The sequence below is a fragment of the Klebsiella sp. HMSC09D12 genome, from assembly GCF_001808475.1.
Taxonomy (GTDB): Bacteria; Pseudomonadota; Gammaproteobacteria; order Enterobacterales; family Enterobacteriaceae; genus Klebsiella; species Klebsiella oxytoca.
This window is the reverse complement of sequence record NZ_KV793388.1, coordinates 66,167-87,038: the sequence shown is the minus strand read 5'-3', so window position 1 is coordinate 87,038 and position 20,872 is coordinate 66,167. Positions and strand designations below refer to the sequence as shown.

Below are 20,872 nucleotides of genomic sequence, written 5' to 3'. Positions count from 1 at the left end.
CGCGCTTCGCGCAGCGCAGGTGGAGAAAATGAATGAGCGACGACGAACTGAAAAATAAAAGCGGCAAGGTCAAAGTGATGTATGTCCGCAGTGATGATGATTCTGACCGACGTACCCATAACCCGCGTACCGGGAAAGGTGGGGGACGCCCAGGAAAGTCTCGTGTTGACGGTCGTAACCGCCCTGCGCGCGATGAAAGAGACAGCCGCGGTGGCGATCGTAAACGTGACGATCGCAAGCGTGAAGGCTTCGGCGGTGAGGGTTCCTCTCCGTGGCGTACCGTATCCCGCGCGCCGGGTGATGAGGCGCCGGTAAAAGCGGATCACGGCGGGATCAGCGGAAAAAGCTTTATCGATCCTGAAGTGCTGCGTCGCCAGCGCGCGGAAGAGACCCGCGTTTACGGCGAGAATGCCTGCCAGGCGCTTTTCCAGAGCCGTCCGGACGCTATTGTGCGCGCCTGGTTTATCCAGAGCGTGACTCCGCGCTTCAAAGAAGCCCTGCGCTGGATGGCGGCTAACCGTAAAGCTTATCACGTCGTTGATGAAGCAGAGCTGGCGAAAGCTTCCGGTACTGAACACCACGGCGGGGTTTGCTTCCTGATTAAAAAACGTCATGGCACCTCCGTTGAGCAGTGGGTGGCGAAAGCCGACGCTGAAGATTGCGTGCTGGCGCTGGAAGATGTCGGCAACCCGCACAACCTTGGCGCCATCATGCGCAGCTGCGCGCACTTCGGCGTTAAGGGCGTTATCGTGCAGGATGCTGGCGTTATGGAGTCCGGTGCCGCGATTCGCACCGCAGAAGGCGGGGCAGAACACGTTGAACCGATTACGGGCGACAGCTTTATCGATACGCTTGAGCGCTTCCGTAAAGCGGGCTACGCGATTGTTTCAACTTCCAGTCATAACGGGACTCCGCTGTTTAAAGCCGAGCTGCCGAAGAAGATGGTGCTGGTGTTAGGACAGGAGAGCGACGGTCTGTCTGATGCCGCTATCTCCAGCGCCGATCTGAATATTGCTATCGAAGGCACCGGCAACGTTGAAAGCCTGAACGTTTCCGTGGCAACCGGCGTTCTGCTGGCAGAATGGTGGCGACAGAACAAAGCTTGATAGCTTGTCGCAGAACGATAAATGCCAGCGTAATGCTGGCATTTTCATTTTTAGAGCTATTCGCTTTCAGCCGGTAGTCTGGGCAGCCAGTCAATGGGGGCTTCGCCGCGTTCGGTCAGCCATTCATTCGCCAGGACGAAATGATTACAGCCGAAGAAGCCGCGGTGCGCGGAGAGCGGTGACGGATGCGGCGCTTTGAGCACGCAGTGGCGCTGGCGATCGATTATCGCGCCTTTCTTCTGCGCATGCGAACCCCACAGCAGAAAGACGACGCCTTCCCGATGCTGGTTAATCAGCGAAATCACTTTATCGGTAAAGGTTTCCCATCCGAGACTAGCGTGAGAGTGCGCTTGCCCGGCGCGTACCGTTAATACGGTATTAAGCAGCAAAACCCCCTGACGCGCCCAGCTTTCGAGATAACCATGATTCGGGCGCTGAAAGCCCGGGATAGTGCCTTCCAGCTCTTTATACATGTTCAGCAGAGAAGGAGGGGTCGCAACGCCCGGTAAAACAGAGAAGGCAAGACCGTGTGCCTGGCCTGGTCCGTGGTAGGGATCCTGACCGAGGATCACCACTTTGACGTCGCTTAGCTCGGTATAGCGAAACGCGTTGAAAACGTCTTTTTGTGGAGGATAGATAGTGATGCCCGATTGCCGCTCTTCAGCAACCGTTTTTAAGGTATTAACAAACCAGGGTTGCTGCTTCTCTTCTGCCAGCACATCGTGCCAGGTTAATGGGGTGGTCATTTTGCTCTCCTGCAAAGTGTCATTGCCATAGCTTAACTGCATCTTTCTACAACACAAAATTTGCGCCATCCCACTGGCGTTCTTTGTGCAAAAAAAATTGAAAACTTACAATTTTTTTTGCTGAAAGGTGTGGCGTAACTTGATGTAAAACAATAATATCTGCCTATACCCACTTTTGTGATGGGGTTTTTGTTGATTTAAATCAAAGAATGCCGGATGCCCGGCTGATATATATACACTCATACAACAATGGTTTTACCAATTGGCCGCGAAGGCTAATAATCGAACAAACACTGCCTGGGAGGCATAAAATGATTACTGGTATCCAAATTACTAAAGCTGCAAATGACGACCTGCTGAACTCTTTCTGGCTGCTGGACAGCGAAAAAGGCGAAGCCCGCTGCCTGTGCGCAAAGGCCGGTTTTGCTGAAGATGACGTGGTTGCGGTGAGCAATCTGGGCGAGATCGAATACCGTGAGATCCCGGTAGACGTGAAACCTGAAGTTCGCGTTGAAGGCGGTCAGCATCTGAACGTGAACGTTCTGCGTCGCGAAACTCTGCTGGATGCGGTTGAACATCCGGAAAAATATCCGCAGCTGACCATTCGCGTTTCTGGCTATGCGGTGCGCTTTAACTCCCTGACGCCGGAACAGCAGCGCGACGTTATCGCCCGTACTTTTACCGAAAGCCTGTAAGACTCAACTTTGATGTAAAAACGCCGGGATATCCCGGCGTTTTTTTACTCTTCGTTTGGCTTCTGCGCGGTATCCGCTCCGCTTGGTTTACGACGCTTACCAATGTTTTTGGTATCGCGGTGGCGTTTTTTCACGCGCGGCTTCTCTTTTTCTTTCTCTTTCTTCTCTGCACGCTTCGCTAATACTTTCCTGGACGGTTTACCGGTTTGCTTCTCGCTTGGCGCGCGGGTAGTTGGGCGCAGCCCATCAATAACGCGGGCTTTTAGCGGCTCTTCAGTATAGCGGCCAATTTTACCCAGCAGCAGATGATCGTGGGCTTCAACCAGTGAAATAGCCGTACCTTTTTTACCCGCCCGGCCGGTACGACCAATACGGTGCAGGTAAATATCTGCCGTGCGCGGTAGGTCGAAGTTAAATACGTGGCTTACGTCCGCGATGTCGATTCCGCGTGCGGCAATATCGGTAGCGATTAACACGTTAATTCGACCATCGGTCAGGCGGCTAATTGCTTCATTACGTTTCGCCTGCACCATCTCGCCTTCCAGCCAGCAGGTATTGATACCCGCTTCACGCAGCCAGCCCGCCAGTTCATGAACGCGCTCGCGCTTACGTACGAAGACGATAGAGCGCGTCGCTTCCGGCTGCTTCAGCAGATGGACCAGCAGAGCGGTCTTGTGCTTGACGTCATCGGCACGGTAATACCACTGGTGAATTTTTTTACGCTCGCGGGTGGAGGGCGTTGCCGAGACCTCTACCGGTTCTTCCAGCAGGCGCTCAGCAAAATCTTTAATGGCGTCACCTTCGAGGGTGGCGGAGAACAGCATCGTCTGCTTACGCCAGCGGGTTTCACCGGCAATGTGTTCGATATCCTGCGCGAAGCCCATATCCAGCATGCGGTCCGCTTCATCAAGGATCAGGGTTTCAACGGCGCGGCAATCAAAGTTTTCTTCTTTAATATACTGCAGCAGGCGGCCGGTCGTGGCGACCACGATATCCTGGTTCTCGCTGAACACTTCAGCATGGTTCATATAGGCGACACCGCCGGTAATGGTGGCGATATCCAGATGAGTATGTTTTGCCAGCTCACGCGCGTGGTCGGCAACCTGCATTGCCAGTTCGCGAGTTGGGGTCAGGATAAGAATGCGCGGCGGACCAGATTTCTTGCGCGGAAAATCGAGCAGATGCTGCAACGCGGGCAGAAGATACGCCGCCGTTTTACCGGTGCCTGTCGGGGCTGAACCGAGAATATCACGGCCATCAAGCGCAGGCGGAATAGCGGCGGCCTGAATGGCTGTCGGGCGTGTGAAACCTTTGTCCTGGAGAGCGTCCAGCAGGTTTTCGTCGAGTTCAAGTTCGGAAAAAGTCGTTACAGTCATGATCTACCTCTGAGTGGACCGCCGATTATAGACGTTACGGACGCAATGTTCATCTGTTTGTAAGGCTATCTGTTCTCCGGTATTGTGCATAGCCTTACGCTCAGGAGTTTTTGTCCGCAAGGTTATCGAGGATGTCCCAGTCGAAGTTCGCGCTGCCGCGCAATGGTTTTACGTTTAAGCAGTTTTTTGTCGCCCACGATCGCTGTGCGATGAAAGTGGGTACCGACGGTATTTTACTTGGCGCATGGGCCCCGATCGCGCAGGTTAAGCGCGTGCTGGATATCGGCGCGGGCAGCGGCCTGTTAGCCCTGATGCTCGCGCAGCGTACCGGGGAGACGGTCATCGTGGATGCCGTGGAGCTGGACGAAGAGGCGGCACAACAGGCGCGAGAAAACGCCGCGGATTCTCCATGGGCCGGGCGTCTGCAGATTCATCAGGCCGATATTCAGCAATGGCAGCCGCGGCAAACCCGACGCTATGAGCTGATTGTCAGCAACCCGCCTTTTTTCGCAGAAGGCGTACCTTGCGCCACCTCGCAGCGCGAGCAGGCTCGATACACTTCCTCTCTCGATCACGCAACATTATTAACCTGCGCCGCCGAACTTATTACGGAAGAGGGGTTTTTCTGCGTTGTGCTTCCGGTCGACATCGGTAACGCGTTTGTGCAGCGGGCGCAGAATATGGGCTGGCATCTGCGTCTACGAACGGATGTCGCGGAAACGGAAATGCGCCCGCCGCATCGGGTTCTGCTGGCTTTTTCGCCGTCGGCGGGGGAAGAGTGCTTTAGCGACAGATTAGTTATCCGCGGGCCAGAGCAGCAATATTCCGAAGGATTTACCGCTTTGACCCAGGATTTTTATCTTTTTATGTGAGCCAGCGGCGAGAGCACCGACGGTCCGCTGTCGGGCAATTGCTCAGGATAGTCCAGCGTATAGTGAAGCCCGCGGCTCTCTTTACGCTGCATGGCACAGCGTACAATCAGCTCAGCAACCTGTACCAGGTTACGCAGCTCCAGCAAATTATTAGAGACACGGAAGCGGGCGTAGTATTCGTCCAGCTCCTGTTGCAGCATAGTAATACGGCGCAGGGCGCGTTCAAGACGACGAGTGGTACGCACGATGCCGACATAATCCCACATCAGCAAGCGCAGCTCATGCCAGTTGTGCTGTATTACGACCAGTTCATCAGGTATTTCGACCTGGCTTTCGTCCCAGGAAGGCAGTTTATTGACCGCCTGAGCGAACGGCATACGCTTAACGATATCTTCGGCAGCGGACCAGCCGTAAACAAGGCACTCCAGCAATGAATTTGAAGCCATACGGTTAGCGCCGTGTAATCCCGTGTAGCTCACTTCGCCAATGGCGTACAGTCCGTCAACATCAGTGCGCCCATGATCGTCAACCATCACGCCGCCGCAGGTATAATGTGCCGCCGGCACAATGGGAACTGGCTCTTTTGTCAGGTCAATGCCCAGCCCCAGCAGCTTCTCGTAGATCATCGGGAAGTGGTGGCGGATAAATTCTGCCGGTTTATGGCTGATATCGAGATACATACAGTCAACGCCCAGGCGCTTCATCTCATGATCGATCGCTCTGGCGACAATGTCGCGCGGAGCCAGTTCGCCGCGCTCGTCAAAGTCCGGCATAAACCGTGTGCCGTCCGGACGTTTCAACAGTGCGCCCTCGCCGCGCAGCGCTTCCGTTAACAGGAAATTGCGCGCTTGCGGATGGTACAGCGCCGTTGGGTGAAACTGATTAAATTCCAGATTGGCGACCCGACAGCCGGCTCGCCAGGCCATTGCAATACCATCCCCGGAAGAGACGTCAGGGTTGGTCGTATATTGATAAACCTTCGCTGCGCCGCCGGTCGCCAGCACCACAGCTTTTGCGCTGCAGGTCTCAACCGCTTCTTTATTACGGTTCCAGATCCAGGCTCCCACAACGCGCCGCGTTCCCGGCAGGCCGATTTTATCGGAGAGAATCAGATCAACGGCGTTGCTGCGCTCCAGCACCCGGATATTAGGGTGGGCCAGCGCCTTGCTCACCAGGGTGGTCTCTACGGCTTTCCCGGTCGCATCGGCGGCGTGGAGGATACGGCGGTGACTGTGCCCCCCTTCGCGCGTCAGGTGATAGCTCGCTTCGCCGTTTGCCTGTACCTCAGTATCGAACAAAACGCCCTGATCGATAAGCCATTGAACGCAGGGTTTAGCGTTGCTCGCAACAAAGGAGACCGCATGGCGATCGCAAAGACCCGCTCCCGCAATCAGCGTATCTTCGATGTGGGATTCAACGCTGTCGGTTTCATCAAACACGGCGGCGATGCCGCCTTGCGCATAGAAAGTAGACCCTTCACTAATTGGGCCTTTGCTGAGAACGGTGACCGTACAGCGTTCCGCCAGGCGCAGGGCGAGAGATAAACCAGCAGCGCCGCTGCCAACAATTAGCACATCACAGGAGGAATCAGGAGTTGTATTCATAGTCTTTGTTTAATTTACTAAACACGATTACCGAACAATAGCACCAGCCAGCGATAATTCGTACACTTTTTTTACTGCTGGTTGTGCAGGCTAAACATGGAGTCACAATGTGGCGGGAGATACGTCTACGAAAGGTTTTGCGAAGCCGCTCGTTAGCTTCAGATTTTATAGTGAAATAAAAGTCGGGTTACGTTACCCTTCTGGCGGGTCTTGCGCTTTTTCTTATTATCTTACATATCGTTTAGCTGCCGGGACATATAATGAGAGATAACAATCCGTCAGCCGGTGCCGAACGAAAAACAAAGGCGTAACGGAACTTTATTGTTTTCAGACACTCCAACCCTCTGCTTGCTCATTTATGCAGTAATTGGGTGGTGTTTTTGAATACGCATGGGAATTGGGTTTGGGGAGACATTACCTCGGATGAGCGAGCAGTTAACGGATCAGGTCCTTGTTGAACGGGTCCAGAAAGGAGATCAGAAAGCATTTAACCTGCTGGTGGTACGCTATCAGCATAAGGTTGCAAGCCTGGTCTCCCGCTACGTGCCGCCGGGCGATATCGCTGACGTTGTTCAGGAGTCGTTCGTAAAAGCATGGCGTGCGCTGGATTCTTTCCGGGGGGATAGTGCTTTTTACACCTGGTTATATCGCATTGCCGTAAACACGGCGAAGAATTATCTGGTTGCTCAGGGGCGCCGTCCGCCATCCAGCGATGTTGATGCAAATGATGCTGAAAACTTCGAAAGCGGTGGGGCGTTGAAAGAAATTTCGAACCCTGAGAACTTAATGTTGTCAGAAGAGCTGAGACAGATAGTCTTTCGTACCATTGAGTCGCTTCCGGAGGATTTACGCATGGCAATTACCCTGCGGGAGCTGGATGGCATGAGCTATGAAGAAATAGCCGCCATCATGGATTGTCCGGTGGGCACAGTGCGTTCACGCATCTTCCGGGCGCGAGAAGCTATTGATAATAAAGTTCAACCGCTCATCAGGCGTTGACGATAGCGGAATACTGGAAAAGGGTATCAGGCATGCAGAAAGAAAAACTTTCGGCCTTAATGGATGGTGAAACGCTGGATAACGAACTGCTCAATGAGCTGGAGCGTTCATCTGAAATGCAAAAAACCTGGGAGAGCTACCATCTCATCCGCGATACGCTGCGAGGCGATACGAGTGAGATGCTCCATTTTGATATCTCAGCTCGCGTCATGGCCGCCATTGAAAACGAGCCCGTTCGTCAGACGGTTCCTCTTATTCCGGAATCTCAGCCCGCACCGCACCAGTGGCGTCAGATGCCTTTCTGGCAAAAAGTTCGCCCGTGGGCCAGTTCGCTCACCCAGATGGGCGTTGCCGCGTGCGTGTCTCTGGCTGTGATTGTTGGCGTTCAACAGTATAATGGCCAGTCTGATACCTCTCAGCAGCCGGAAGCGCCGGTGTTTAACACCATGCCGATGATGGGTAAGGCCAGCCCGGTTAGCCTGGGCGTACCGGCGGATGCCTCAGCAGGTACCGGCCAGCAGGCTCAAGTGCAGGAACAGCGCCGCAGAATTAATGCTATGCTGCAGGATTATGAATTGCAGCGTCGCCTGCATGCGGAACAGCTGCAGTTTGGCCAGGCCCAGACTCAACAAGCCGCTGTTCAGGTGCCGGGCTATCAAACTTTAGGAACGCAATCGCAGTAATGAAGCAACTTTGGTGTGCCATGTCGCTCATGGCAGGCAGCCTGTTCTTCTCCGTCAACGCCTCGGCTGATACATCGTCCGGGGCGTTGTTGCAGCAGATGAATCTGGCCAGCCAGTCCCTTAATTACGAGCTCTCTTTCGTCAGCATCAACAAGCAGGGTGTTGAGTCGCTGCGCTATCGACACGCTAAACTGGATAATCGCACTCTGGCTCAGCTTCTCCAGCTCGACGGCCCCCGTCGGGAAGTGGTGCTGCGCGGAACGGAGATTAGCTACTTTGAACCCGGGCTCGATCCTTTTACGCTAAACGGCGACTATATTGTTGATTCGCTGCCCTCGCTGGTTTACTCCGACTTTAAACGTCTTTCATCCTATTACGACTTCATTTCCGTTGGGCGTACGCGTATTGCCGATCGTCTATGCGATGTGGTTCGCGTCGTGGCTCGCGACGGTACCCGCTATAGCTATATCGCCTGGCTGGATGCGGAAACTAAGCTTCCGCTGCGGGTGGATCTGCTTGATCGGGATGGCGAAACGCTTGAGCAGTTCCGGGTGGTCTCCTTCAACGTTGGCGATAACGTCAGCGCCAGCATGGAAACCCTGTCTAAAGCTAATCTACCTCCGCAGCTGTCCGTTCCGGAGGGGGGCAATAAGGCCAACTTTAACTGGGCGCCAACCTGGCTGCCGCAGGGTGTTGCCGAAGTGTCCAGCAGCCAGCGTCGCCTGCCCACTTTCGATGGGCCGGTAGAGTCCCGATTGTATTCCGACGGGCTGTTTAGTTTCTCCATTAATATCAATCGCGCCACGGCAAATAGCACCGATCAGCTACTGCGTACCGGCCGTCGTACCGTAGCGACTACCGTGCGTGATAACGCAGAAATCACCATTGTTGGCGAGCTGCCTCCGCAAACCGCCAAGCGGATTTCCGACAGTATCAAATTCAGGGCAGTACAATGATTAAAGAGTGGGCGACGGTTGTTTCCTGGGACAATGGCGTTGCGCTGGTGCATTGCGATGTCAAAGCCTCCTGCAGCAGCTGCGCTTCTCGCGCCGGTTGCGGAAGCCGGGTGCTGAATAAGCTAGGGCCGCAAACCAGCCATACCATTAGCGTTCCCTGCGAACAGCCGCTGTCGGCCGGGCAAAAGGTCGAGCTGGGTATTGCCGAGAGCAGCCTGCTAGGGTCGGCAGTATTGGTCTATATGGCGCCGTTAGTGGGTTTGTTCGTAATGGCATCAATATTCCAGGTGCTGTTTGCCAATGATTTCGCCTCCCTCTGCGGGGCGATACTGGGCGGCGTCGGCGGGTTTCTGGTAGCGCGCGGCCTCTCGCCGGGCCTGGCTTCCCGGCAGTCGTGGCAGCCGGTGATTCTTAGCGTCGGTTTACCGCCAGATTTAGTCCGCATCGAGACGACTTCCTCACCATTGGGTCAGTGATTTCACTGGCCCTTATCTTTATTTACAACTCACGCAAGAACTCGTCATTTACTCCAGCTATGCTAGCGGTAAGAGCATTTCCTGGTTTCGTGGATGTAGTGTAGAATGCGGCGTTTTCGGATTAAAAAACGTCAGGCACAGTACAGCGGCCTCATGATTCGCGTAAGGCATAATTAACTCTAAATATGAAGAATATACGTAACTTTTCAATCATCGCTCACATCGACCACGGTAAGTCGACATTGTCTGACCGAATTATCCAGATTTGCGGTGGCCTTTCCGATCGTGAAATGGCAGCCCAGGTTCTGGACTCCATGGATCTTGAACGTGAGCGCGGTATTACCATCAAGGCGCAGAGCGTCACCCTCGATTACAAAGCGTCTGATGGCGAAACCTATCAGCTGAACTTTATCGACACGCCCGGCCACGTCGACTTCTCTTATGAAGTTTCTCGTTCGCTTGCTGCCTGTGAAGGCGCTTTGCTGGTGGTTGATGCGGGGCAGGGCGTAGAAGCCCAGACGCTGGCTAACTGCTATACGGCGATGGAAATGGACCTGGAAGTGGTTCCGGTCCTGAACAAAATTGACCTGCCGGCGGCCGATCCGGAGCGCGTGGCGGAAGAAATTGAAGACATCGTCGGTATCGACGCTACCGATGCGGTGCGCTGTTCTGCAAAGACCGGCGTTGGCGTGCCGGACGTGCTGGAACGCCTGGTGCGCGACATTCCGCCGCCGGAAGGCGACCCGGAAGCGCCGCTGCAGGCTCTGATCATCGACTCCTGGTTCGATAACTACCTCGGCGTCGTCTCTCTGGTGCGTATCAAAAACGGCACCATGCGTAAAGGCGATAAAATTAAGGTGATGAGTACCGGGCAGGTGTATAACGCCGACCGCCTGGGCATCTTCACGCCGAAACAGGTTGACCGTACCGAGCTGAAATGCGGCGAGGTAGGCTGGCTGGTTTGCGCCATCAAAGATATTCTCGGCGCGCCGGTCGGCGATACGCTGACTCTCTCCCGCAACCCGGCGGAAAAAGCGCTGCCAGGCTTTAAAAAGGTTAAACCGCAGGTTTACGCCGGCCTGTTCCCGGTCAGTTCTGATGATTACGAGAACTTCCGCGATGCGCTGGGCAAACTGAGTCTTAACGATGCCTCTCTGTTCTACGAACCGGAAAGCTCCACCGCGCTGGGCTTCGGTTTCCGCTGCGGCTTCCTGGGTCTTCTGCATATGGAGATCATCCAGGAGCGTCTTGAACGTGAATATGACCTAGATCTGATCACCACGGCGCCGACGGTCGTTTATGAAGTAGAAACTACTTCGAAAGAAGTTATTTACGTCGATAGCCCGTCCAAGCTGCCGCCGCTGAACAATATTCAGGAGCTGCGCGAGCCGATCGCCGAGTGTCATATGCTGCTGCCGCAGGAGTTTTTAGGCAACGTCATTACCCTGTGTATCGAAAAACGCGGCGTACAGACCAATATGGTCTATCACGGCAATCAGGTTGCGTTGACCTATGAAATTCCGATGGCGGAAGTGGTGCTCGACTTCTTTGACCGTCTGAAGTCTACTTCCCGCGGCTATGCCTCGCTGGACTACAACTTCAAACGCTTCCAGGCCTCCAATATGGTGCGCGTGGATGTGTTGATTAACGGCGAGCGCGTGGATGCGCTGGCGCTGATCACGCATAACGATAATGCGCCGTATCGCGGCCGCGAACTGGTTGAGAAGATGAAAGAGCTGATCCCGCGTCAGCAGTTCGATATCGCTATCCAGGCTGCTATCGGCAACCACATCATTGCCCGTTCTACCGTTAAACAGCTGCGTAAAAACGTCCTGGCGAAATGCTATGGCGGCGACGTCAGCCGTAAGAAAAAGCTGCTGCAGAAGCAGAAAGAAGGTAAGAAACGAATGAAGCAGGTCGGTAACGTTGAGCTGCCGCAGGAAGCGTTCCTCGCCATTCTGCACGTTGGTAAAGACGGCAAATAACCCTAAGGAGTTGGCATGGCGAACATGTTTGCCCTGATCCTGGTCATCGCAACTTTGGTGACGGGTCTGTTGTGGTGCCTGGATAAGTTTATCTTTGCGCCAAAACGTCGCGAAAGTCAGGCCGCTGCCCAGGCGGCGACCGGCGACCAGCTGGACAAGAAAACGCTGAAAAAGGTGGGCCCGAAACCGGGCTGGCTGGAAACCGGCGCTTCCATCTTCCCGGTACTGGCGATTGTTCTGGTGGTTCGCTCATTTATTTATGAGCCCTTCCAGATCCCATCCGGCTCAATGATGCCGACGCTGCTAATCGGCGATTTTATTCTGGTAGAGAAGTTTGCTTACGGCATTAAGGATCCGATTTACCAGAAAACGCTGATCGAAACCGGGCATCCGAAGCGCGGCGATATCGTCGTCTTTAAATATCCGCAGGATCCGCGCCTGGATTATATCAAGCGGGCCGTCGGCTTACCGGGTGATAAAGTCACTTACGATCCGATTGCTAAACAGGTCACTATCCAGCCGGGTTGCAGTTCTGGTCAGGCCTGCGGCAACGCTCTGCCGGTCACTTACTCCAACGTTGAGCCGAGCGATTTCGTACAGACCTTCTCCCGCAGCAACGGCGGTGAAGCGACCAGCGGTTTCTGGCAACTGCCGAAAGGCGAGACCAAAGCGAATGGCATTCGTCTGACCGAACGTAAAGAGACGCTGGGTGACGTGACGCACCGCATTTTGACCGTGCCGATTGCGCAGGATCAGGTTGGGATGTATTACCACCAGTCCGGGCTACCGCTGGCAACCTGGATTGTCCCCCCGGGGCAGTATTTTATGATGGGTGACAACCGCGATAACAGCGCCGACAGCCGTTATTGGGGCTTTGTGCCGGAAGCGAATCTGGTGGGTAAAGCCACCGCAATCTGGATGAGTTTCGAAAAACAGGAAGGTGAATGGCCTACCGGCGTACGTTTATCGCGCATTGGCGGCATTCATTAATTTTCCTGCCTTATTCACGCTGCCGCCGCAATAACGGCAGCGTGAATTATTTAATATTTAAATCTATTCAAACTAACGACATCCCTTGTCGTTGCGTATAGAATATCCCCCCGAAGTTTTAGGTTGTCTCTCGTAAGATTGACACAGCACACGAAACCGCGTTGGTTTTTACTCAGGTCGGTTTCGTGTGCTGCATTTTTGACGCATTCATCTATTGGTAACGCATGAACCCCATCGTAATTAATCGGCTTCAACGGAAGCTGGGCTACACTTTTCATCATCAGGAGCTGTTGCAACAGGCATTAACTCACCGCAGTGCCAGCAGCAAACACAATGAGCGCCTGGAGTTTTTAGGCGACTCAATATTGAGCTTTGTGATCGCTAACGCCCTCTATCATCGTTTCCCTCGGGTAGACGAAGGCGATATGAGCCGCATGCGCGCGACGCTGGTACGAGGCAACACGCTGGCAGAAATTGCCCGCGAGTTCGAATTAGGTGAATGCCTGCGTCTTGGGCCGGGTGAACTGAAAAGCGGAGGCTTTCGCCGTGAATCGATACTGGCGGACACCGTTGAAGCTTTAATCGGCGGGATTTTCCTCGACAGCGATATTCAGAACGTTGAGCGCCTTATCCTCTCCTGGTACCAGAGCCGTCTGGACGAAATCAGCCCTGGTGACAAGCAAAAAGATCCGAAGACGCGCTTGCAGGAGTATCTGCAGGGGCGTCATCTGCCGCTGCCGTCTTACCTGGTGGTACAGGTTCGCGGTGAAGCGCACGATCAGGAATTTACTATCCACTGCCAGGTTAGCGGCCTGAGTGAACCGGTGGTTGGCACGGGTTCTAGCCGTCGCAAGGCGGAGCAGGCTGCCGCCGAACAGGCGCTGAAAAAGCTGGAGCTGGAATGAGCGAAGAAAAGAACTACTGCGGATTTATTGCCATCGTTGGTCGTCCAAACGTGGGCAAATCCACATTGCTGAACAAGCTGCTCGGGCAGAAGATCTCGATCACTTCCCGAAAAGCGCAGACCACGCGTCACCGCATCGTTGGTATCCATACTGAAGGCCCGTATCAGGCGATCTACGTCGATACCCCCGGTCTGCATATGGAAGAAAAACGCGCGATTAACCGCCTGATGAACAAGGCGGCAAGCAGCTCTATTGGCGACGTTGAGCTGGTTATCTTCGTGGTTGAAGGGACCCGCTGGACGCCGGACGACGAGATGGTGCTCAACAAGCTGCGCGACGGTAAAGCGCCGGTGATTCTGGCGGTCAACAAAGTCGACAACGTCCAGGAAAAAGCGGATCTTCTGCCGCACCTGCAGTTCCTCGGCAGTCAAATGAACTTCCTCGATATCGTACCGATTTCTGCGGAAACGGGGCTGAATGTTGATACGATCGCCGGTATCGTGCGCAAGCATTTGCCGGAGGCGATTCACCACTTCCCGGAAGATTACATCACTGACCGTTCGCAGCGCTTTATGGCTTCCGAGATCATTCGTGAAAAGCTGATGCGTTTCCTTGGCGCAGAACTGCCATATTCCGTCACCGTCGAAATTGAGCGTTTTGTGACCAATGAGCGCGGCGGTTACGACATTAATGGCCTGATTCTGGTTGAGCGCGAAGGGCAGAAGAAGATGGTGATTGGTAACAAAGGGGCCAAAATCAAAACCATCGGTATTGAAGCGCGTAAAGACATGCAGGATATGTTTGAAGCGCCGGTTCACCTTGAACTTTGGGTGAAAGTGAAATCCGGCTGGGCTGATGACGAACGCGCGCTGCGCAGTCTCGGTTACGGCGACGATCTCTAAGTTTGGATACTCTATGGCTTTCGAGGTGCAGGACAAAACACAAAGTGTTTTGAACAGCGCTTGCGCTGGCTCCGAAGGAGCGAGGCCAGAGGCTGAGTCGCGCGGCAAGAACGCGAGTCCCCGGGAGCCTACTTCAGTAATTGACTGGGGTGAGTGGGCGCAGCCAACGCACCTGCGGCTTGAAAGACGACGCGTATGATGGAAGGCTGGCAACGCGCTTTCGTACTGCATAGTCGTCCCTGGAGCGAAACCAGCCTGATGCTGGACGTCTTCACGGAAGAGTCCGGTCGCGTGCGGCTTGTTGCAAAAGGCGCACGTTCCAAACGCTCCAACCTCAAAGGCGCTCTTCAGCCTTTTACCCCCTTACTGCTCCGCTTTGGCGGGCGCGGCGAAGTTAAAACGCTGCGCAGCGCGGAAGCCGTCTCGCTGGCGCTCCCTCTCAGCGGTATCACGCTCTACAGCGGACTTTACGTCAACGAACTGCTCTCTCGCGTGCTTGAGCACGAAACGCGCTTCTCGGAACTCTTTTTCGATTATCTGCACTGTATCCAGTCGCTGGCTGGCGCTACAGGCTCGCCGGAACCGGCGCTTCGGCGGTTTGAGCTGGCGCTGCTTGGGCATCTGGGATATGGCGTTGATTTCCTGCACTGCGCCGGCAGCGGAGAGGCGGTTGACGATACGATGACCTACCGCTACCGTGAAGAGAAAGGATTTATTGCCAGCGTGGTTATTGATAACAACACCTTTACCGGGCACCATCTGAAGGCGCTGGCCAGCCGCGAATTTCCGGACAGCGATGCGCTGCGCGCGGCAAAGCGTTTCACTCGAATCGCCCTGAAGCCCTATCTTGGTGGGAAGCCGTTAAAAAGTCGCGAGCTGTTTCGTCAGTTTTTGCCCGCACGGGCCGATAAAACAAATAACGATTAACGAGGATTGTCATGGCTGAATTACTGTTAGGGGTCAACATTGACCACATCGCGACATTACGCAACGCTCGCGGTACCGCTTATCCGGATCCGGTACAGGCGGCCTTTATCGCCGAGCAGGCAGGCGCTGACGGTATTACCGTTCATCTGCGCGAAGATCGCCGCCATATTACCGATCGCGACGTGCGTATTTTGCGCCAGACTCTGGATACCCGCATGAACCTTGAGATGGCGGTGACGGAAGAGATGCTGAAGATTGCCTGTGAGACTCAACCGCATTTCTGCTGCCTGGTGCCGGAAAAACGTCAGGAAGTGACAACCGAAGGCGGACTGGATGTGGCGGGGCAGCTCGATAAAATGCGCGATGCCTGTAAGCGTCTGGCCGATGCCGGTATCCTGGTCTCCCTGTTTATTGATGCTGATCACGCGCAAATTAAGGCCGCAGCGGACGTCGGCGCGCCTTTTATCGAAATTCACACCGGCTGCTATGCTGATGCGCAAACGGATGCCGGACAGGCAAAAGAGCTGGAACGTATCGCCAAAGCGGCAACCTATGCCGCGAGCCTGGGGCTGAAGGTTAACGCCGGTCACGGCCTGACGTACCATAACGTTAAGGCTATTGCCGCGCTGCCGGAAATGCACGAGCTGAACATCGGTCATGCGATTATTGGCCGGGCGGTAATGAGCGGCCTGAAGGAAGCGGTTGCGGAAATGAAGCGTCTGATGCAGGAAGCTCGCGGCTGATGGCGATTCTCGGACTGGGTACTGATATTGTTGAAATTGCCCGTATTGACGCGGTGATAGCCCGTAGCGGCGATCGTCTTGCCCGTCGCGTACTCAGCGATTTTGAATGGGCAATATGGGAACAGCATCAGCAGCCGGTCCGTTTTCTGGCGAAGCGTTTCGCCGTTAAAGAAGCGGCGGCCAAGGCGCTTGGCACCGGCATCCGCAACGGGCTGGCGTTCAATCAGTTTGAGGTTTACAACGACGAGCTGGGTAAGCCAAAGCTGCGATTGTGGGGCGAGGCAAAGGGTCTGGCGGAGCGTATGGGCGTAAGCAGCATTCACGTGACGCTGGCCGACGAGCGTCACTATGCCTGCGCCACGGTGATTATCGAAAGCTAATTGTTACAGGCCGGAGAGGTCGGTTAACGCCGCCATCCGGCAATATCACAGTTTGTCCGCGTGGTGCAGCAGGACAAACTTATCCCACAGCTGCTCTTCATTCTCGTTATGGGCCGGATCTTTCAGAATGGTATTTGGGATCGGGCACACCTTCTGGCAGGTTGGCGTATCATAGTGGCCGACGCATTCGGTGCAGCGATCGCTGTTAATTTCATAAATGCTATCACCCATGGATATCGCCTCATTCGGGCACTCCGGCTCGCACATATCGCAGTTGATACATTTTTTGGTGATTAACAGCGCCATCAGGAATTTCTCAGAAACAACACAAACAGGGCGGGCATTATACGCCCATTTTTCGCTCGGGCCAGCTCTTTTCCACCGCTGATTGGCCCTCAAAGGTGTAAAAATTTTTGATCTGCTTGAGCAGACAGATAGTCGCGTTGTCCAGCGAAAGGTCGTTGCTATGCACCAGCATCACCGGAATAAAGAACGCAGGAATATTCAGGGAAACCAGACGAACGTTTTTCGGCGTGGACAAACGGGTTAACGAGCGGGTAATAAAGGCGATACCAATCTGGGCCTCAGCATATTCAAGGCACGAATAGTGGTTATCCAGCTCGCAGATGATGTTGGGAACGACCTTGCGGTGATTAAATTCAGTCGTGATGATGCCTCTCAATAGCAGGGAATCATTGAGCACTATAATGGATTGATCGTTTAAATCCTGTGGATCGATACGCTCGTACTGCGCCAGAGGATGCGAAAGCGGAATGGCGGCGATAATTTCATCCTCAAATAGCATCGTCGAGCTAAGCTGGGCGGGGAGGGGCGTTCGGTAAACAATGCCAATATCGACGGCGCTGTCCGTCAGTTTTTTTATCGTTTGCTCCGTAGAGAACTCCTTAACATTTAAAGAGATCGCCGGATGGTGCGCCATAAAGCTACGAAAGGCGGGCAGAACCAGATAGCTGCCTGACACGCCAATAGATATTGTGTCCCGTTGCTGGTTCTGATAAGGCAGAAGTTCGTTCTCTGCATTTTTCAGATCCACCATTATTTTGTTAGCGTGTTGTTGCAATATAATTCCGGCTTTTGTTAATTCAATACCTCGCCCTCTTCGTGAGAATAATATTGTTTTGAGTGATGACTCAAGTTGTTTTATTTGCTGGCTTAATGATGGCTGAGTGATAAACAAGCGTGCGGCTGCCCGGCCGTAATGCCGTTCATCGCACAATATCAGAAAAGAGTGCAGCTGCTTGATATTCATTAAGGTCAGATACCAATCGATTGAGTTTTGTTATAACGATTATAAAAAATACCAAATTGTTTGCCTATTTTGCTTTTTTTAAACTGTGATCAGTGCATTTTAAAAAAGGAATAATTATGACAGCATCAATCAACCGCTGGGGAATGCTTGCAGCCCACGTGTGCATAAATTTTGTACTCGGAGGCGTCTACGCCTTTAGCTATTTTAAAACGCCATTAATGGCGCAATATCACTGGGACCCGGCTACGCTGGCTTTAGCATTCTCTATCAATATGGGGATCATTCCTTTACCCATGATTTGGGGTGGGAGAATGATCGATAATGGTAAAGGCAAGCAGGCGATAGTTATCGGCGGTATCCTGTTCTCCTTAGGCTTTATCCTATCCGGATTCGTGGATAATTTGCCAATGCTATTCTTAACCTATGGCGTCATTGCAGGGCTCGGTTCCGGCCTTGCTTTTACCGGCAATCTGAATAATATTCTGAAGTTTTTCCCCGATCGCCGAGGTCTTGCCAGCGGTATTGTCCTGGCCGGAGTTGGCGTGGGTACGTTACTTTGCACCCGCCTGGCTGAATATTTTATGACGCAAACGCACGATGTCAGCCGGGCCTTATTATATCTCGGTATTGTATATCTGGTGGTTATCTTCATTGTTCAGTTTTTTATTCGTAGCGCGCCAGCGAAAGATAGTGGCGAAATTAAAGCATCGCCACTGGATAAAGACTTTCGACATATGTTAAAGGATCTCCGTTTTTGGCTGCTATTCGTCATTCTGGCTTTGGGCGTTTTCTCCGGAATGGTCATCAGCTCAAGTTCAGCGCAAATTGGTATGATGCAGTATGGTTTACTGTCTGGCGCCTTGGTTGTCAGTCTGGTATCGATATTTAATTCTATTGGCCGTTTATTCTGGGGGGGATTAACCGATAAGCTTGGAGGATATAATACACTGATAATCGTTTATCTTTTTACCTGCCTCTGCATGCTCTTGTTATTATTCTTTAATGGTAATACGGCGGTATTCTACTTCAGCGCTCTGGGCGTGGGCTTTGCTTATGCGGGTATATTAGTTATCTTTCCCGGATTGACCAGTCAGAATTTTGGGATGCGCAATCAGGGACTCAATTATGGCTTTATGTATTTTGGCTTTGCCGTCGGCGCAGTTATTGCGCCGTATGTAACCTCCGCCATTGCAAAATACACAGGAAGCTACAACACGGTATTTATCCTGACCGTGGCGCTATTGCTTATTGGTGTCGTATTAACCCTGATTACCAAAAAATATATCGCAGTGGTTTTAGCCAAAATTCATTGATCAAAGCGTAAGGAAATAAAGATGAAAATTGCAATCGCAGGCGCCGGGGCTATGGGCTGTCGTTTTGGCTACATGCTGCTGGGGGCCGGGCACGACGTGACGCTTATCGATGGCTGGCACGAACATGTCAACGCCATATGCAGCAACGGGCTGTTTGTCGAAACGGAAGTAAGCCAGCAGTATTACCCCATTTCGGCAATGCTGGCTGATGAATCGCAGGGGGAGTTTGAGCTGATTATTCTGTTTACTAAAGCCATGCAGCTCGATCGCATGCTGCAGCATATTAAGCCGCTGCTGCCAGCCGCGAAGGTCGTCATGATTTTATCGAATGGCCTCGGAAATATTGAAACCCTGGAGAAATACGTCGATCGGCAAAAAATTTATGCTGGCGTGACGCTATGGTCCAGTGAACTGGAGGGCCCCGGGCATATTATGGCCACCGGTACCGGAACGATTGAACTGCAACCGGTTGCCAGCCAGGACGCCGCTCTGGAAGAAAATATCGTTGCCGTTCTCAATAGCGCCGGATTGAATGCTGAAATAAGCCCTGACGTACTCTTATCGATCTGGAAGAAAGCGGCTTTTAATAGCGTGATGAATACCTACTGCGCGCTGCTGGACTGTAATGTCGGCGGCTTCGGTCAACTGCCGGGCGCATTAGATTTAGCGCAGGCGGTGGTGGATGAATTTGTATTAGTTGCCGCCAGCCAGAATATTCCGTTGAGCGGAGAGATGGTAATGAATACGGTGAAGAAGGTCTTCGACCCGCGCGAAAGCGGCCATCACTATCCCTCTATGTATCAGGATTTGCAAAAGGGGCGACTTACGGAAATTGACTATTTAAACGGCGCCATCGCGCGAATTGGCATGCAGAATAATATCCCCGTGCCGGTGAATACGCTTCTGACGCAGCTTATTCACGCAAAAGAAGCGCAATAAACCCAGAGGCTCTTTCGCATGGTGCGAAAGAGCCTCTGTCAAACCAGCTTTTTCACCAGCGCTTCGCTATGGCGAATCCGCTCCGGGGCACGCTCAAGATCCTGCTGCACCAGTCCCATAAACAGAAGATCGGTCAGCATCATCTGCGCGCTGGTAGAGGAGATCGCGGCGCTGCGCGTAGCCTGTTCTTCCGCTATGGTATACAGGCACAGCGTCGCCTGTTGCTGAAGAGCGTTAGGGTTAAATCCGGTGATCGCCAGGATCTGGCTTCCTACTCGTAACGCTTCACCAGCCGCCATGTTGATCTCGCGTCGTTCACCGGAGTAGGAGATAGCCAACAGCAGATCGTCCGGCGACATCGCCTGTACCGTCGCCAGCAGCGCATGCATATCCTGTTCTGACACGGCATTAATGCCGATTTTCATCAGCTTCCAGCTGAAGTTTCTTGCCACCAGCCCCGACGCGCCGATACCGGTAATAATGACCCGGCGGGCGTGGCGCAATAGCGTGACGGCTTCGAACAGCTTCTCTTCGGCGTTGACGTCCAGCGAAGCGTGCATGGCCGCGATATTATCTTTAATGAGTTTTTCGCCTACCAGACGGAGAGGATCGTCGCCGCGGATCTGATTATGTACCGGCACGGACTGTGGCGTAGGGGCGCTTGCCAGGGCTTCGCTTAACGCCAGCTTTAATGCCGGAAAACCTTTGAAACCCATCTTCTGCGCAAATTTGACTACGCTTGACTGGCTGACCCCGGCTTCGCCCGCCAGCTGTTGTGAGCTAAGGTGGCGGGTTTTATCCGGTTGGGCCAGAATGAAATCGGCCAGTTTTTTATCGCTTGCGGCCAGCGTTGGGTAGCGCTGGCGAATACGGGTCAAACAGTTCATAGCGGCTCCGGAGGACGGCTTCACCCTCGACTGAAAGAATTTTGTATTCGATTATAAGAGGATTACTGCGAATTAAAAATTCTGAGCTTCAGATTTCTCTGCAGAAGCGTTTTCTTAA

At 53.4% G+C, this 20,872-nt stretch carries 23 protein-coding genes; 17 read left to right on the top strand and 6 right to left on the bottom strand.

The genetic code is table 11. The features are described 5' to 3' along the window. Positions 1-32 precede the first annotated feature (32 nt). Positions 33-1,106: a tRNA/rRNA methyltransferase gene (locus HMPREF3178_RS03050; RefSeq protein WP_004104598.1), complete on the top strand. Its 1,074-nt coding sequence runs from the start codon at positions 33-35 to the stop codon at positions 1,104-1,106. Positions 1,107-1,162: 56 nt separating this feature from the next. On the opposite strand, the gene ung is transcribed toward HMPREF3178_RS03050, so the two are convergent. Beyond that, the gene (gene ung, locus HMPREF3178_RS03045) at positions 1,163-1,852 is read right to left on the bottom strand and encodes a uracil-DNA glycosylase (protein WP_017145530.1); all 690 of its coding nucleotides are present in this window, start codon (positions 1,850-1,852) and stop codon (positions 1,163-1,165) included. 311 nt (positions 1,853-2,163) lie between these two features. On the opposite strand from ung, the gene grcA reads away from it, so the two are divergent. Continuing rightward, entirely contained in the window at positions 2,164-2,547 is a 384-nt protein-coding gene (gene grcA, locus HMPREF3178_RS03040) for an autonomous glycyl radical cofactor GrcA (protein ID WP_004104596.1), read from the top strand. A gap of 44 nt (positions 2,548-2,591) precedes the next feature. Here the strand turns inward: grcA and srmB are convergent, their stop codons facing one another. Beyond that, entirely contained in the window at positions 2,592-3,923 is a 1,332-nt protein-coding gene (gene srmB / locus HMPREF3178_RS03035) for an ATP-dependent RNA helicase SrmB (RefSeq protein ID WP_029496791.1), read from the bottom strand. Between the two features lie 131 nt (positions 3,924-4,054). Between srmB and trmN the strand changes: the two genes are divergently transcribed. Beyond that, complete coding sequence (gene trmN, locus HMPREF3178_RS03030; protein WP_004104592.1) at positions 4,055-4,795, top strand: tRNA(1)(Val) (adenine(37)-N(6))-methyltransferase TrmN; 741 nt, start codon at positions 4,055-4,057, stop codon at positions 4,793-4,795. On the opposite strand, the gene nadB is transcribed toward trmN, so the two are convergent. Then, complete coding sequence (nadB, locus tag HMPREF3178_RS03025; RefSeq protein WP_004104584.1) at positions 4,780-6,399, bottom strand: L-aspartate oxidase; 1,620 nt, start codon at positions 6,397-6,399, stop codon at positions 4,780-4,782. The genes trmN and nadB overlap by 16 nt on opposite strands. 285 nt (positions 6,400-6,684) lie before the next feature. Here nadB and rseD point away from each other — a divergent pair, with 285 nt between their 5' ends. The 12 genes from rseD to acpS all read left to right on the top strand — a co-directional run bounded on the left by rseD (position 6,685) and on the right by acpS (position 16,345). Beyond that, on the top strand, positions 6,685-6,783 hold the full coding sequence (rseD, locus tag HMPREF3178_RS32155; RefSeq protein ID WP_148720832.1) for a rpoE leader peptide RseD: 99 nt from the start codon (positions 6,685-6,687) through the stop codon (positions 6,781-6,783). A 39-nt stretch (positions 6,784-6,822) separates the two neighbouring features. Next, positions 6,823-7,398 carry an RNA polymerase sigma factor RpoE gene (gene rpoE, locus HMPREF3178_RS03020; RefSeq protein ID WP_004104583.1) on the top strand — a complete coding sequence of 192 codons (576 nt, stop codon included), beginning with the start codon at positions 6,823-6,825 and terminating at the stop codon, positions 7,396-7,398. 32 nt (positions 7,399-7,430) lie between these two features. Then, a complete protein-coding gene (gene rseA, locus HMPREF3178_RS03015; RefSeq protein ID WP_004104582.1) occupies positions 7,431-8,081 on the top strand; it encodes an anti-sigma-E factor RseA in 651 nt (216 codons plus the stop codon). Continuing rightward, a complete protein-coding gene (gene rseB / locus HMPREF3178_RS03010) occupies positions 8,081-9,037 on the top strand; it encodes a sigma-E factor regulatory protein RseB (RefSeq protein ID WP_004104581.1) in 957 nt (318 codons plus the stop codon). Before rseA ends, rseB begins: the two co-directional genes overlap by 1 nt. Beyond that, positions 9,034-9,513, top strand: coding sequence for a SoxR-reducing system protein RseC (gene rseC, locus HMPREF3178_RS03005; RefSeq protein WP_004104579.1), 480 nt, complete (start codon positions 9,034-9,036; stop codon positions 9,511-9,513). The genes rseB and rseC overlap by 4 nt, the downstream gene beginning before the upstream one ends. Positions 9,514-9,698: 185 nt before the next feature. Next, complete coding sequence (gene lepA, locus HMPREF3178_RS03000) at positions 9,699-11,498, top strand: translation elongation factor 4 (protein WP_004104577.1); 1,800 nt, start codon at positions 9,699-9,701, stop codon at positions 11,496-11,498. A 15-nt stretch (positions 11,499-11,513) separates the two neighbouring features. After that, positions 11,514-12,488, top strand: coding sequence for a signal peptidase I (gene lepB / locus HMPREF3178_RS02995; RefSeq protein WP_004104575.1), 975 nt, complete (start codon positions 11,514-11,516; stop codon positions 12,486-12,488). Positions 12,489-12,712: 224 nt separating this feature from the next. Further along, on the top strand, positions 12,713-13,393 hold the full coding sequence (rnc, locus tag HMPREF3178_RS02990; RefSeq protein ID WP_004104573.1) for a ribonuclease III: 681 nt from the start codon (positions 12,713-12,715) through the stop codon (positions 13,391-13,393). Beyond that, positions 13,390-14,295, top strand: coding sequence for a GTPase Era (gene era, locus HMPREF3178_RS02985; RefSeq protein ID WP_004104571.1), 906 nt, complete (start codon positions 13,390-13,392; stop codon positions 14,293-14,295). Before rnc ends, era begins: the two co-directional genes overlap by 4 nt. Positions 14,296-14,493: 198 nt before the next feature. Then, entirely contained in the window at positions 14,494-15,222 is a 729-nt protein-coding gene (gene recO, locus HMPREF3178_RS02980) for a DNA repair protein RecO (protein WP_024274566.1), read from the top strand. Between the two features lie 11 nt (positions 15,223-15,233). Next, positions 15,234-15,965 carry a pyridoxine 5'-phosphate synthase gene (gene pdxJ, locus HMPREF3178_RS02975; protein ID WP_004114481.1) on the top strand — a complete coding sequence of 244 codons (732 nt, stop codon included), beginning with the start codon at positions 15,234-15,236 and terminating at the stop codon, positions 15,963-15,965. Beyond that, positions 15,965-16,345, top strand: coding sequence for a holo-ACP synthase (gene acpS / locus HMPREF3178_RS02970; protein WP_004104568.1), 381 nt, complete (start codon positions 15,965-15,967; stop codon positions 16,343-16,345). Before pdxJ ends, acpS begins: the two co-directional genes overlap by 1 nt. A 45-nt stretch (positions 16,346-16,390) precedes the next feature. Here the strand turns inward: acpS and HMPREF3178_RS02965 are convergent, their stop codons facing one another. Both HMPREF3178_RS02965 and HMPREF3178_RS02960 read right to left on the bottom strand, forming a co-directional pair. Continuing rightward, positions 16,391-16,651 carry a YfhL family 4Fe-4S dicluster ferredoxin gene (locus tag HMPREF3178_RS02965; RefSeq protein ID WP_004114478.1) on the bottom strand — a complete coding sequence of 87 codons (261 nt, stop codon included), beginning with the start codon at positions 16,649-16,651 and terminating at the stop codon, positions 16,391-16,393. A gap of 37 nt (positions 16,652-16,688) precedes the next feature. Further along, on the bottom strand, positions 16,689-17,615 hold the full coding sequence (locus tag HMPREF3178_RS02960; RefSeq protein ID WP_029496792.1) for a LysR family transcriptional regulator: 927 nt from the start codon (positions 17,613-17,615) through the stop codon (positions 16,689-16,691). A 116-nt stretch (positions 17,616-17,731) separates the two neighbouring features. Here HMPREF3178_RS02960 and HMPREF3178_RS02955 point away from each other — a divergent pair, with 116 nt between their 5' ends. Beyond that, the gene (locus HMPREF3178_RS02955; protein WP_004104562.1) at positions 17,732-18,928 is read left to right on the top strand and encodes an L-lactate MFS transporter; all 1,197 of its coding nucleotides are present in this window, start codon (positions 17,732-17,734) and stop codon (positions 18,926-18,928) included. 21 nt (positions 18,929-18,949) lie between these two features. Further along, positions 18,950-19,867, top strand: a complete 918-nt coding sequence (locus tag HMPREF3178_RS02950; RefSeq protein WP_016809504.1) for an oxidoreductase — start codon at positions 18,950-18,952, stop codon at positions 19,865-19,867. A 38-nt stretch (positions 19,868-19,905) separates the two neighbouring features. Here HMPREF3178_RS02950 and HMPREF3178_RS02945 read toward each other — a convergent pair whose 3' ends face one another. Next, positions 19,906-20,754 (bottom strand): MurR/RpiR family transcriptional regulator, encoded by an 849-nt coding sequence (locus tag HMPREF3178_RS02945; RefSeq protein ID WP_004104559.1) that lies wholly within the window; start codon positions 20,752-20,754, stop codon positions 19,906-19,908. Positions 20,755-20,872: the final 118 nt, after the last annotated feature.

Excerpts from the sequence above, each read along its gene's own strand:
- HMPREF3178_RS03050 (WP_004104598.1), top strand. The coding sequence starts at position 33 with ATGAGCGACGACGAACTGAAAAATAAAAGCGGCAAGGTCAAAGTGATG.
- ung (WP_017145530.1), bottom strand. The coding sequence starts at position 1,852 with ATGACCACCCCATTAACCTGGCACGATGTGCTGGCAGAAGAGAAGCAG.
- grcA (WP_004104596.1), top strand. The coding sequence starts at position 2,164 with ATGATTACTGGTATCCAAATTACTAAAGCTGCAAATGACGACCTGCTG.
- srmB (WP_029496791.1), bottom strand. The coding sequence starts at position 3,923 with ATGACTGTAACGACTTTTTCCGAACTTGAACTCGACGAAAACCTGCTG.
- trmN (WP_004104592.1), top strand. The coding sequence starts at position 4,055 with ATGTCCCAGTCGAAGTTCGCGCTGCCGCGCAATGGTTTTACGTTTAAG.
- nadB (WP_004104584.1), bottom strand. The coding sequence starts at position 6,399 with ATGAATACAACTCCTGATTCCTCCTGTGATGTGCTAATTGTTGGCAGC.
- rpoE (WP_004104583.1), top strand. The coding sequence starts at position 6,823 with ATGAGCGAGCAGTTAACGGATCAGGTCCTTGTTGAACGGGTCCAGAAA.
- rseA (WP_004104582.1), top strand. The coding sequence starts at position 7,431 with ATGCAGAAAGAAAAACTTTCGGCCTTAATGGATGGTGAAACGCTGGAT.
- rseB (WP_004104581.1), top strand. The coding sequence starts at position 8,081 with ATGAAGCAACTTTGGTGTGCCATGTCGCTCATGGCAGGCAGCCTGTTC.
- rseC (WP_004104579.1), top strand. The coding sequence starts at position 9,034 with ATGATTAAAGAGTGGGCGACGGTTGTTTCCTGGGACAATGGCGTTGCG.
- lepA (WP_004104577.1), top strand. The coding sequence starts at position 9,699 with ATGAAGAATATACGTAACTTTTCAATCATCGCTCACATCGACCACGGT.
- lepB (WP_004104575.1), top strand. The coding sequence starts at position 11,514 with ATGGCGAACATGTTTGCCCTGATCCTGGTCATCGCAACTTTGGTGACG.
- rnc (WP_004104573.1), top strand. The coding sequence starts at position 12,713 with ATGAACCCCATCGTAATTAATCGGCTTCAACGGAAGCTGGGCTACACT.
- era (WP_004104571.1), top strand. The coding sequence starts at position 13,390 with ATGAGCGAAGAAAAGAACTACTGCGGATTTATTGCCATCGTTGGTCGT.
- recO (WP_024274566.1), top strand. The coding sequence starts at position 14,494 with ATGGAAGGCTGGCAACGCGCTTTCGTACTGCATAGTCGTCCCTGGAGC.
- pdxJ (WP_004114481.1), top strand. The coding sequence starts at position 15,234 with ATGGCTGAATTACTGTTAGGGGTCAACATTGACCACATCGCGACATTA.
- acpS (WP_004104568.1), top strand. The coding sequence starts at position 15,965 with ATGGCGATTCTCGGACTGGGTACTGATATTGTTGAAATTGCCCGTATT.
- HMPREF3178_RS02965 (WP_004114478.1), bottom strand. The coding sequence starts at position 16,651 with ATGGCGCTGTTAATCACCAAAAAATGTATCAACTGCGATATGTGCGAG.
- HMPREF3178_RS02960 (WP_029496792.1), bottom strand. The coding sequence starts at position 17,615 with ATGAATATCAAGCAGCTGCACTCTTTTCTGATATTGTGCGATGAACGG.
- HMPREF3178_RS02955 (WP_004104562.1), top strand. The coding sequence starts at position 17,732 with ATGACAGCATCAATCAACCGCTGGGGAATGCTTGCAGCCCACGTGTGC.
- HMPREF3178_RS02950 (WP_016809504.1), top strand. The coding sequence starts at position 18,950 with ATGAAAATTGCAATCGCAGGCGCCGGGGCTATGGGCTGTCGTTTTGGC.
- HMPREF3178_RS02945 (WP_004104559.1), bottom strand. The coding sequence starts at position 20,754 with ATGAACTGTTTGACCCGTATTCGCCAGCGCTACCCAACGCTGGCCGCA.